The organism is Henriciella sp., assembly GCF_049649345.1.
Taxonomy (GTDB): domain Bacteria; phylum Pseudomonadota; class Alphaproteobacteria; order Caulobacterales; family Hyphomonadaceae; genus Henriciella.
The window spans coordinates 1-10,455 of sequence record NZ_JBARZC010000468.1; the positions used below are offsets into that span (position 1 = coordinate 1).

General features: G+C 63.2%; 10 protein-coding genes. 3 read left to right on the forward strand and 7 right to left on the reverse strand.

Annotated elements, in window-relative coordinates:
- Both WA989_RS12885 and WA989_RS12890 read right to left on the reverse strand, forming a co-directional pair.
- The coding region (locus WA989_RS12885; protein ID WP_424340894.1) for a transglycosylase domain-containing protein at window positions 1–783 on the reverse strand (783 nt) is incomplete at its 3' end.
- Window positions 780–5,735, reverse strand: a complete 4,956-nt coding sequence (locus WA989_RS12890; protein WP_424340895.1) for an alpha-2-macroglobulin family protein — start codon at window positions 5,733–5,735, stop codon at window positions 780–782. The genes WA989_RS12890 and WA989_RS12885, both read right to left, overlap by 4 nt.
- A gap of 112 nt (window positions 5,736–5,847) precedes the next feature.
- Between WA989_RS12890 and WA989_RS12895 the strand changes: the two genes are divergently transcribed.
- Complete coding sequence (locus WA989_RS12895; RefSeq protein ID WP_424340896.1) at window positions 5,848–7,026, forward strand: NAD(P)/FAD-dependent oxidoreductase; 1,179 nt, start codon at window positions 5,848–5,850, stop codon at window positions 7,024–7,026.
- A 64-nt stretch (window positions 7,027–7,090) separates the two neighbouring features.
- The gene (locus WA989_RS12900) at window positions 7,091–7,447 is read left to right on the forward strand and encodes a YbaN family protein (protein ID WP_424340897.1); all 357 of its coding nucleotides are present in this window, start codon (window positions 7,091–7,093) and stop codon (window positions 7,445–7,447) included.
- Here WA989_RS12900 and WA989_RS12905 read toward each other — a convergent pair.
- The 5 genes from WA989_RS12905 to WA989_RS12925 are packed head-to-tail and all read right to left on the reverse strand — an operon-like array spanning window position 7,414 to window position 9,419.
- Window positions 7,414–7,692, reverse strand: a complete 279-nt coding sequence (locus tag WA989_RS12905; RefSeq protein ID WP_424340898.1) for an HNH endonuclease — start codon at window positions 7,690–7,692, stop codon at window positions 7,414–7,416. The two genes, WA989_RS12900 and WA989_RS12905, sit on opposite strands and share 34 nt — an antisense overlap.
- On the reverse strand, window positions 7,689–7,949 hold the full coding sequence (locus WA989_RS12910) for a hypothetical protein (protein ID WP_424340899.1): 261 nt from the start codon (window positions 7,947–7,949) through the stop codon (window positions 7,689–7,691). Before WA989_RS12910 ends, WA989_RS12905 begins: the two co-directional genes overlap by 4 nt.
- A gap of 4 nt (window positions 7,950–7,953) precedes the next feature.
- Window positions 7,954–8,838: a bifunctional methylenetetrahydrofolate dehydrogenase/methenyltetrahydrofolate cyclohydrolase FolD gene (gene folD, locus WA989_RS12915; protein WP_424340900.1), complete on the reverse strand. Its 885-nt coding sequence runs from the start codon at window positions 8,836–8,838 to the stop codon at window positions 7,954–7,956.
- Window positions 8,831–9,118, reverse strand: coding sequence for a DUF167 family protein (locus WA989_RS12920; protein ID WP_424340901.1), 288 nt, complete (start codon window positions 9,116–9,118; stop codon window positions 8,831–8,833). The genes folD and WA989_RS12920 overlap by 8 nt, the downstream gene beginning before the upstream one ends.
- A 10-nt stretch (window positions 9,119–9,128) precedes the next feature.
- Window positions 9,129–9,419 (reverse strand): YggT family protein, encoded by a 291-nt coding sequence (locus WA989_RS12925; protein ID WP_424340902.1) that lies wholly within the window; start codon window positions 9,417–9,419, stop codon window positions 9,129–9,131.
- Window positions 9,420–9,537: 118 nt separating this feature from the next.
- Here WA989_RS12925 and WA989_RS12930 point away from each other — a divergent pair.
- Window positions 9,538–10,455, forward strand: a 918-nt coding sequence (locus WA989_RS12930) for an MFS transporter (protein ID WP_424340903.1), incomplete at its 3' end; no start/stop codon positions are given.

Below are 10,455 nucleotides of genomic sequence, written 5' to 3' on the forward strand. Positions count from 1 at the left end.
GGCCTTCAGCGCGGCCCGCCCCGTTGCATGCCAGGCGCGCGCCGGGAAGGCATAGGCGCCGGTCGGCATGTTGGAGGTCCGGGCCTCTTCGGCACGCGCCTCATTGAGATAGCCGAGCCGCTCAAGCTTGGTGACGATGCTGCGCCGCCCGGCATCTGCGCCTTTCGGGCGAAGATCAGGCCGGCGCACTTCCGGGCTTTGCGGCAGGGCTATAAGCAGGGCGATCTGGTCATCCGACAGCCTGTCCGGCTCGCGCCCGAAATAGCGCCAGCTGGCCGCGCGGAGGCCTTCTATGTTGCCGCCATAGGGCGTGAGAGTCAGGTAGAGTTCGAGGATTTCCTGCTTGGACAGCCGCGCCTCGATCTGATGGGCGCGGAACATCTCGATGAGTTTCGAGCCGATCGTCCGCGGCCGGGGTTCCAACAAGCGGGCGGTCTGCATGGTGATGGTCGATCCGCCGGACACGATACGGCCAGCCTTGGCCGAGCTCCACACCGCCCGGACCATTCCGGTCCAGTCGACCCCGCCATGGGTCCAGAAGCGCTGATCCTCAACCTCCAGAAGTGCTTCGACGAAGACCGGATCGATCTCATCAAGGCTGGCGCGGAACCGCCAGTAATTATCATGGGTCGGGATGGCGCGAAGGGGCCGGCCATCGCGGTCGGTGACCATGATCGAAATCTGGTCCGCCTTCTCAAGCGGCGGCGGGAAGATCCGGTCCAGCGTGAAGGCGGCGGCTAGCACTGCCGCAAGGGCAATTGCCAGCCGCTTCAGCCAGATCATTGCTGTCCGCCCGCCGCCGCGCTCTGGGTTTCAATCGTGATGCGGCCCGGCGCCGATCGCGCAAACACATCAGGGCGGTACATGTCTTCGATAGTGACACCTGGGATAGCGAAATTACCGGGTGTCACGGCTCTGACCACATAGGCGACGCGCACCGGCTCTGCCCGGACATCGATCGCCGCGATAAAGCGGTCATCGCGCGCTTCGGCTGTCTGGGCCTGATCGATCGTGCCGAGCCAGGAGAAGGCCCCATCGGTCGAGCCTTCGCGGGCGCCATCGGCAGGCTTGAGCACCGTCTCGATCTCGAAGCCGGCAGGCAGCAAATCAGCCACAATCATCGGATTGGTCCGGCGCTGTTCAGGCGTGATCAGCATGGAAACGACGAGCTGGTCCCCCTGATTGATATCGCCGAGGTCGACATTGCCGCCGGATATGGACCGGATGGCCTTCTGCACGCGGACCTTGGACGAGGTCGCAGCCGGCGGCGAAGACGGCGCGCCGCGTACCATGACCGTGCGGAACATGGGCGAGGAGCGATCGCCCAGCGTGAAGCTGACATCCGACTGGGCCTGATCCTCGCTCAGCGTATAGCGGCGGTCATTATTGTTGCCGCGGCCAAGGCCACTGACTTCGATGCGCACCTCTTCATCATTCCCGTTGAGCCCGTTGACGGCGAGCAACGCAAACGCCTTCTCCTGCGTCGTCAATTCGCTCGGGTCCGGCGCGTCTTCGCCAAGGCGGTCCGCAAGGCGGGCGACATGCTCGGTAAAGCCTGTCTCGGCCGCCAGGGCGAGAACGCCTGCCAGATCGCGCAGCGGCGTCTGGTAATAGTTGCCGTCATTCTCATAGCCGAGCGCTTCTTCAGCCTTGCTGAAGGCGCTGAAGGCACGCGAGCGGTCACCCATATAAGAGAGCGCGGCGGCAAGGTGCGCGCGGGCGAGCGGGCTTTCGATCTTGTCGATCTCGCGGTCGTGCAGATAGCGCAGGCGGCTCACATCGGCCTTGCCAGCCTTGGCGAGCACGTAGAGCGCGAAGGGCGAAGACCGGCGCATGAGCTTGGCTTCGGTATCGTCATGCCAGCGGCTCTCCCAGACATCCGTGTCATAGCCATAGACGCGCCAGGCATCGCCCTGCGCGATGGACCGCAGCGAGGTGTAAGCCCGATCGAGGGCCGCTTCCGGCACTTCATATCCCGCTTCACTCGCACGGTAGAGGAAGTCTGCCGTATAGGCACCGAGCCATGGCGATGCGTTCCGGTCGCCTTCGCTCCAGAGGCCGAAGGCGCCGTCGCTCGACTGGCGGTTCAGGACCCGTGTGATGGCTCCCTGCACTTCATCTCTCGCTGACTCGCGGGCATCTTCATCGGCGCCCATAGCGACAAGCTGCTCTGAATACAAAAGCGGCATGGCGCGGCTGACCGTCTGTTCGGTGCAGCCATAGGGGTAGCGCGCAAGCGAGGCATAGAGCGCATTCGCATCAAGCGGCAGGCTGGCAAAGGTGACGGTCACTTCCGCCGTGCCAGGGACATATCCCGCCAGGATGTCGTCCGGGATTGTCCACTCATCGCCCGGCTCCATGAGCGCTGTCGATATGTCGGTGGCCGGCAGATAGGGCGAGCGCGACTGGATCATGTAATTGCGGGAAACCGAGTAGTTTCCGGGGCCGTCGACGTTGAGCCGAAGGCGCGCAATGCCGGTCGAGTCGGCGGAGATGTTCAGACCTTCATCGACACGCTGGCCTTGTGGAATGGTCCGCGAAACTTCCGTGGCAGCGACGCTGACAGGTTCGCTCGCATCGAGCGACGCAGTGAACACGCCGCCGTCCAGCTCGATATTGTCGATGCTGACAGTGGCAAGCGCTTCGTCGCCCGGCGCTAGGAAGCGCGGAAGAATAAGCTCGGCAGGCGCCGGGTCACGAACGGTCATCGACGTGCTCGCTGAGCCAAGCCCTGTTTCCGACCAGGCGACCGCCATCAGACGGAGTTCGCCGTTGAATTCCGGCACATCGAAGGTAACCCGCGCCGTGCCATTGCGCCCGACATCGACGAGGCCCGAAAACAGCGCCACGGTTTTCGTTGGTACAACGGTCAGGCCTTCGCCGCCGAGCTGGTCACCGCCGGTGCGTACTTCAGCTGGCAGGCCCATATTCGGATCGAGCAGCCGGCCATAATCATCATAGATTTCAACGCCGAGCGCCTTCTTCCCGAAGTAGTAGTCGACCGGGTCCGGGCTCTGGAATTTCGTAAGACGCAGGATGCCCTCGTCCACGGCTGCGAGTGTCAGATAGATATCCTCACGCGGGCCGCCCGTGATATCGACCTCGATCGTCTGCTCACGGCGGGGGCGCGCAAGCTCCGGCGCATCAATCGCAACCTCGAACGTGCGGTCATCCATGTCGAGCGGTACGTAGCCGACACCGACAGCGCGGCGCGGTTTCGACTGCACGACAGGATCGCGCGGTGTGTAGACATTGACGAGGACATAAGCGCCTTCGCCCCACTCCTCGGTGACAGGCAGGGTGAACTGAGTGCCTTCGGCGGAGACATCACGCGTCTCGACCCAGAGAATTTCATCGGTCGCGACAACGATCTGCGCCTCGCCACTATAAGGCGGGATGACAGTGATGGCGGCGGGACGGCCAGCGACAACGCGCTGTTCCTCAACCATGACCTGCACCCGGTCCGGCGCTTCGACGCCGTCATCGGAGACAGAACCGCCCCAGCCGACATAGAAGCTGGTGCTGGCCTCGGCGTCAGAGCCTTCCGCCGTCACGATCAGCTCGTGCTGGCCCCAGTCGAGGCCGCTGACACTGATCGCCTGCGTCGTGCCGTCAGTATCGATGACGCCTTCATTGACGGTGCTGACCGTGCGCGACCGGCGCCAGCGCCAGCGGCTGTCTTCGCGGTACCAGTCATAATGGTAGTCGATCTCGATGACTTTCCAGTTCAGGCGCGTCTCGATGATGGCGCCATCCGCGTTCAGTGCGGCGAGTTCGAAGCGGGTGTCTTCCTCGCGGCTGGGACGGCCATCAAAGTCCCGCTTGATGCCGAGATAGACATCGTTCGGCCGGTAGGGAACGCGCACGCTTTCGGTGACGGCCCGGCCGCCCGGCTCAAGGACCGATACGGTCGTGTTGAGACGAAGCGGACGGTCGGCATTGACGCCCCTGCCGTTCGGCGTGAGGCGAAGCACGGCCTGGCCCGCGCCATCGGTCGTCCGGTCGTCCAGCTCGATAATCTCTTCGCTGAAATAATTGTCATGGCGGCCGAATGTGTAGGCCCCGAAGGCCGCGAACGGGCTTGGATCGGGTTCGATCCGCGCCTGCGCCTGGACCGTCAGGCCCGCGCCGGGCGCGCCATAGAGAAAGCGACTGTCGACCATGATGTCGCGGGTTTCGCCGGATTTGATCGGGGCGTCTTCGTCCGTCTCAAGCTCGACGGCGATGCGTTGCGGAACGAAATCCTCGACGGCAAAGCGCAGGGAGCCGGCCTCGCCTGCCCCATCAATCTCGAGCACCGCCCGCCACATGCCGCGCGAGGCGCTCCTGGAGAGCTCATAATCCCACTGGATGCCGCCTGCCTGTGCACCGGCAAAGCGATAGCGATCGGCTTCAAGCCCGTTCGGACGATAGACAATGAGATTGCCGGCGCGGCCGGAGATTGCGTCAGCGGCGCGGTTGCGCATCATGGCCGTCAGATGCACGGTCTCGCCGGGACGGTAGATGCCGCGCTCGGCATAGACATAGCCGTCGACCGGACCGGGCGTGCGCCGTCCGCCTGTGTTCTGTTCTGACAGATCGATCGGCGCGCGGGTAAGGTCCAGCACCGCCAGATCGCCCTTGGCGCCAAAGCCCATGACCATGCGCGGCGCTGAATTGCCTGTGCCGGCCAGAAGCGGGCCGTCAAAACGCACGCGCCCATCCTCGCCCGTCTCGCCCTCGCCGAGCACTTCATTGTTGAAGGCGATGAGCTGGACGCGCGTATTGGGCAGGACTTCGCCGTCCTGCAGAGAGCGCAGCGTCACATCAAGGCCGTTTTCGCCGCGATAGGCGGTCAGCGCGAGATTGGTCAGCATGATCCAGCGGCGCGCGGAGGCTGCGGGTCCATCATACCGGTCCAGCTCCTTGGCGTCGGTCAGCTCGACGAAATAGGAGCCCGGCTTTAGCTGGCCGATGACATCCGGCAATGGGAAAACGGTCGTGACCGGCGCGTTGGTGACTGCGTCGATCTCCATCGAGCCGGACCAGACTTCGCTCGAGACATCGCGCGGATCTTCCTCGCCATAGAGATAGGAATAGCGGCCCTGCGCGGCTTCCTCGCCCTGGGTGATCCGCTTGAAAGCGAGCGCGCGGTCATTGACGCGGTAGACCGTCACATTCACCTCCTCGACATTCACGGTCTCGATGGCGAGGCCGTCCGCATTATCGCGCGGCAGGATCACACCTGAGCCCTTGAAGCCGACATAGGCCGGCCGGTCTTCGAAGCTGATCGTGACCTCTTCCTCGCGCGCAATGGCGCGGCCGTCTTCCGATGGCAGGCCTTCAAGGATGGTGGCGGTGTAGGAGCGCGCGAAATCGAGGCCTTCAAGGCAAAGCTCGCGGCCCTCGATGCTGTAGGCCGGGCGAACGCCGGGGCGCATATTTATATAGGTCGAATAGTCCGTGTCGGGATCCAGCGGCGCGGAGAAGACCAGGCAGGCGCGCGGCTGGTTGCCGCTCGTATCGGGCGCATAGCGGAAATAGGTGAACTTGTTCTCTTCGGCCGCGGCCAATCTCTGGCGTTCGCGCTCGCGTCGCTCGGCTGCGACCTGATCGGCGCGTGATCGTTCGACGACCTGTCCGCTCGTGTCTTCAGGAATAACCGGTGCCGGCTCATCGCCCCCACCACACGCCGCCAGGACACTCACCAAACCCGCGAGAAGTATGCCCCTAGCCCGAATTGTGCGGCCGATCATGTTGTTCTCCCTCTGATGTGACTTATACCTTTACAGGAGTCTGGTATGCCGCCAACAGGGCGTGATTAAGACTTTTTCAGGAATTTCGCTTCTGTCACAGCGGTTTGACACCTTGATTTTGGGCGCCGGCGCGGCGGGCCTGTTTTGTGGTGCGAGAACGGCAGCGGGCGGCAAGCGTGTGCTCGTCATCGATCATTCCGCCAAACCGGCAGAGAAGGTCCGCATCTCGGGCGGCGGGCGCTGCAACTTCACCAATATCGAGACGAGCGCCGCGAACTTCATCTCGGAAAACCCGCATTTCGCCAAATCCGCGCTGGCACGCTACACGCCGTGGGACTTCTGCGACCTGATGGCCAGGCACGGCCTGACATGGCATGAGAAGACGCTCGGACAGCTCTTCTGCGACCAGAAGAGCACTGCCGTGATCGAGCTGCTTCTCGAGGAGCTGAAAGCGGCTGGCGGGGAACTTCGCCTCTCGACACATGTGAGCGGTGTTGCCCGTAGCGATGACGGTTTCACTGTGAAGACCGATGCCGGAGACATCAGTGCCCACTCTTTCGTCATCGCTACGGGCGGGCTTTCCATTCCGAAGATCGGCGCGAGCGGCTTTGCTTATGATGTGGCCCGCCAGTTCGGACATGAGGTCCTGACGCCCCACCCTGCGCTGGTGCCATTTACCTTCACCGGCGCGGCGAAGGACACGTTTTCCGAGCTCTCGGGTGTCTCCTGCCCCGTGGATGCGAAGGCGGCGCGCGGGCCGGACTTTCATGAGGCACTGCTGTTCACCCATCGCGGCCTCTCCGGCCCGGCCATGCTGCAGGCCTCTTCATATTGGCGCGAAAGCGAAGAAATCGAGATCGATCTGGCGCCGGGCTGGTCTGCCAGCGAGCAACTCAGGGCCGACAAGGCAAGCCAGCCGAAGCAGACGCTATCGGCATGGCTTGCCCGGCATCTGCCGAACAGGCTCGCTCAGCACGTGCTCACATGGCGCGGCATCCCATCAGGCAAGCAGCTCGCCAATCTCTCGGCCGGCGACATCGACGCCATCGACAAAGCTCTCAAGCGCTGGCGCGTCAAACCCGCCGGCACCGAGGGCTGGCGCACCGCCGAAGTTACCGCTGGCGGCATCAATACGGACGGTCTCTCCTCGCAGACAATGGAGAGCAAACACGTCCCTGGCCTCCACTTCATTGGCGAATGCGTGGACGTGACGGGCTGGCTCGGCGGTTACAATTTCCAGTGGGCCTGGGCGAGCGCGGCAGCGGCGGCGCAGGCTATCGCGCAAAGCTGATGGCCGCTTTCTGATAAGTATGCGAGAACGGTTCTCAACTGGCTTTCGGGGACGTGAAATCAGAATGATTGCGAAAGTTCTCGGCTTCCTCTTCCTGGCGCTCGGCGCCATAGGCCTGTTTCTGCCCATCTGGCCGACAACGGTGTTCTGGATCGTCGCCGCCCTCTGCTTTGCCCGCTCAAGCCCGGCCATGCGCGACTGGATCTATTCGAGGCCCAATGTCGGACCGCTCATCCAGACCTTCCTGGAACGCGGAACGCTGTCGCTTCCAGCAAAGACAGGCGCGCTAACAGGCATGTCGCTCGCTGCGCTGATCAGTACGGCTCTGCTGTGGGGCCGCTGGAGCTGGCTCGCCATTGCCATGGCGCTTCTCGCCATGGGGGCGATCTATGTCCTGACCCGCCCGTCAGAGCCTTTCTGAGACTTGCCCTTGATCCTGTTGCACCGCGCATGGGCTAGCTGAAGGTTTTCCGGCGTATCCGGCCCCCCTGCCGCCCGCGGGACGATATGATCGAAGGTCGGGCGCTCGCGCTTCCAGATGCTGGCATGAGCCACATGAAAACGCGTCGAAGGCATGGGCTTGCCGCAGAGCGCACACTGACCAGCCTGATCCCTCCACAAGGATTGAAACAGCTCGCTCTCGGCTGGCCGGAGTGGCAGGCTCATATTTCGCGATCCGGTTTCGAATAATCTGTAAGTTTCACAAGCGAGTAGGCATAGAAGCCGAGGCTCAGAACCAGCAGAACAATGGCAGGCGTTTGGGCCAGAAAGTTCCAAACTCCGATGGCGTTGAACAGGCCGACAAAGAAGGCGCCGAGATTTACAAGGAAGATAGCGAGGCCGAGATAGCTCCCCGGCGCGATCCGAATGCCGCCTGCGCGGCGATTCATCCGGTAAATGATGAACTTCCGGCGTCTCGCCATCCCGCTACAGTCCTTTCGGCAACTCCCAGCCCCGTCTGTAACATGCCGCGATCACCGTATTGCGCAAGAGGCAGGCGATCGTCATCGGACCGACGCCGCCGGGCACAGACGTGATGTGGGACGCGACCTCTGCGGCCTCAGCAAAGGCGACATCGCCGACGAGCCGTGTCTTGCCCTCGCCGCGCTCTGGCGCATCGATCCGGTTGATGCCGACATCAATCACCGTGGCGCCGGGCTTGACCCATTCGGCTTTCACCATCTCAGACCGGCCCACCGCGGCGACGAGGATGTCGGCTGCGCGGCAGATGCCGACGAGGTCGACCGTGCGCGAATGGGCTATGGTGACAGTGCAGTTTTCAGCGAGAAAGAGCAGCGCCGCCGGCTTGCCGACAAGGATGGAGCGTCCGATCACGACGACATTCTTGCCTGAGAGATCATCTCCAAGCGCGCGCTTGGCAAGGATGACGCAGCCGGTCGGTGTGCACGGCCGAAGGCCCGGCTTGCCGAGCACGAGACGGCCGGCGCTCGCCTCGGTCAGCCCGTCGACATCCTTGGCCGGATCGATACATTCGATGGCGGCCTGCTCGTCGAGCCCCTTGGGCAAAGGCAATTGCAGGAGGATGCCATCGACCTCATCATCTTCATTGAGGCGTGTGATCAGGCTCTCGACGTCCGCCTGGCTCGCCTCCGCCGGCAGGCGATGGTGCAACGAGCGCATGCCCGCCTCTTCGGTCTGTTTCACCTTGTTGCGGACATAGACCTGGCTGGCCGGGTCTTCGCCCACAAGGACGACGGCGAGTGTTGGCTGACCGGGCAGCTGCGCCACCGCTCTGGCGACATCCGCCCTGACGTCTGCTGCGATCTGTTTGCCATCGATGCGTTCAGCCATCGCCCATCCACTCCTCGATCTGGCGCGCCGCAGCGCTGCCGGTTTCAGTGTCGATGTCGACGCCCTTAATGCGGCTCGTCTCGCCGGTCACCACCCTGACCGCAGATTTCGGGAGCTTCAGCGCCTTGGCCAGAAGTTTTTCCACAGCCCTGTTGGCCTTGCCGTTTTCAGGCACGGCGCGAACGCGAAGTTTGAGATAGGTGCGCCCGGCATCATCGCTGACACGGCCCTCGACCCGGTCGAGCGAGGCATTCGGGGTCACGCGGACGGTCAGGCGCATGGCCGCCCCGTCAGATGACGTTCGGATAGACGTAATAGGCGATGACGCGCTGCAGGAAGATAATCAGCAGGATCAGGACAAGCGGCGACAGATCAATGCCGCTCATCCGCGGCAGGAAATTGCGGATCGGCCGGCAGAGAGGCTCTGTAACCTGTTGAAGCAGATTCCACAGCCCGGCGACGAACTGGTTGCGCGTATTCACGACGTTGAAGGCGATGAGCCAGGACAGGATCGCCTGGATGATCAGGACCCAGATCCCGAGCTGCAGAATGATCATCACGATGTCGAGAACTGCTCTCACAATGCCTCTCCCATTTGTTCTCAGCCTGACTAATCCGTTTTGGGCCTGCGCTGCAATACGGGTGCGGCAGGATTACCCGTTCAAGGCACGCCCATTACGGGGCAGCGCTTCGCCTCATTTGCGCGAGGACAGGCTTGCGGCAGCCGTCAAAGCCGAGCATCTTCCGGGGCAGATAATCAGGGCGGTCCCCATCTCCACGACAGCTGAAACTCCGCTGCGCCCGCTGACGGCGTTCCAGAAGGCCGCGATCGCGTTTGGCAGCGTTGCCATGGGCGCCGGGATGACGATCAATTTCGTCGTTGTCGCGCCGCTCGCCCGAGAAGCGGGGCTGGTCGAAATCCAGGTCGCGGGCATCCTCACCCTGTCGGCGCTGATCTACGCGCTGATGATCCCGCAATGGGGACGCTGGGCTGACCGGTTCGGGCGCAAGCGGGTGATGGTGTTCTCCCTGTTCGCGATGGGCGGAACAAACATGCTCTTCCTGTTCGCCCTGCAGGCTGCGCTGGCCGGCATCGTCACAGGCCTGTCGACCTTCTTCCTCCTGGTCTTCACCCGGCTCTTCTTCGGCCTGCTCTCGCCCGGACTGCAGCCGGCCTCGATGGCAGCGATGACCGATGCGACCACATCGGTGACGCGCGCAGGCGGTCTCGGCATGCTAGGCGCGGCGATGGGGTTGGGCTCGATCCTTGGGCCGGCGGGCGCCAGCATTCTCGCTGAATTTGGCGCGCTGGCGCCGCTCTGGGGTTCGATCATCTTTTGTGCGTTTGCCGGGGTTGTCATTGGCTTCTCTCTGCCAAAGTCGAAAGGCAACCGGGAATCCCGGCGTCCTTCACCGCTGAAGATGCGTGACCCGCGGGTGTTCCCGCACTTGGCCTTCCTGTTCTCCTATTTCGTCGCCGTCGGCGCCATCCAGCAGACGCTCGCCTGGCTGATCGAGGACCGCTACGGCCTCGAAAAAGCCGCCAGCGTCCAGGCGACAGGGATCGTCTTCGCCGCCATGTCTGTCGCGCTGATCATCGTCCAGTTCGGCTATGTC

What these genes read in the sequence shown, in the direction of transcription:
- WA989_RS12900 (WP_424340897.1), top strand. Translation starts at nt 7,091, where the DNA reads ATGATTGCGAAAGTTCTCGGCTTCCTCTTCCTGGCGCTCGGCGCCATA.
- WA989_RS12910 (WP_424340899.1), bottom strand. Translation starts at nt 7,949, where the DNA reads ATGGCGAGACGCCGGAAGTTCATCATTTACCGGATGAATCGCCGCGCA.
- WA989_RS12920 (WP_424340901.1), bottom strand. Translation starts at nt 9,118, where the DNA reads ATGCGCCTGACCGTCCGCGTGACCCCGAATGCCTCGCTCGACCGGGTC.
- WA989_RS12905 (WP_424340898.1), bottom strand. Translation starts at nt 7,692, where the DNA reads ATGAGCCTGCCACTCCGGCCAGCCGAGAGCGAGCTGTTTCAATCCTTG.
- folD (WP_424340900.1), bottom strand. Translation starts at nt 8,838, where the DNA reads ATGGCTGAACGCATCGATGGCAAACAGATCGCAGCAGACGTCAGGGCG.
- WA989_RS12890 (WP_424340895.1), bottom strand. Translation starts at nt 5,735, where the DNA reads ATGATCGGCCGCACAATTCGGGCTAGGGGCATACTTCTCGCGGGTTTG.